The sequence below is a fragment of the Clostridioides sp. ZZV14-6387 genome (assembly GCF_020657835.1).
GTDB classification, from domain to species: Bacteria; Bacillota; Clostridia; order Peptostreptococcales; family Peptostreptococcaceae; genus Clostridioides; species Clostridioides difficile_A.
In genome coordinates, this window is sequence record NZ_JAGWCW010000150.1 from 1 (window position 1) to 323 (window position 323).

1 pseudogene is annotated in these 323 nt (G+C 27.9%); it reads right to left on the reverse strand.

The window, feature by feature from the left end:
* Positions 1–323: pseudogene (locus tag KGF38_RS20175) on the reverse strand (hypothetical protein); the annotation flags it as partial.

The following is a 323-nucleotide window of genomic DNA, read 5'->3' on the forward strand; positions in this document are numbered from 1 at the left end:
GTTGATAAATGTTCATCTGTAAGACTTAAAGTATAGTTACCATCAAGAGCATAGTTTTTTTTAGATATCACAACATCATTTAATTTTTCAGTTACATCAAATTTTACACTTGTGTTACTATCTGGAATTCTATAACTTATATTACAAGAATCACTAATAACTCCTAAATCTTCATTTATAATAATATTAGGGTCTGGTATAAGTTCAAGAGTAATAACTTGTTTCATACCACTACTACTAGTTATCATACTTCCACCAGATATAAAATAAACACGAGTTGCAGTTTTTTCTCGCTTAGTGCTTGTAGGAACTGTTATAATTTT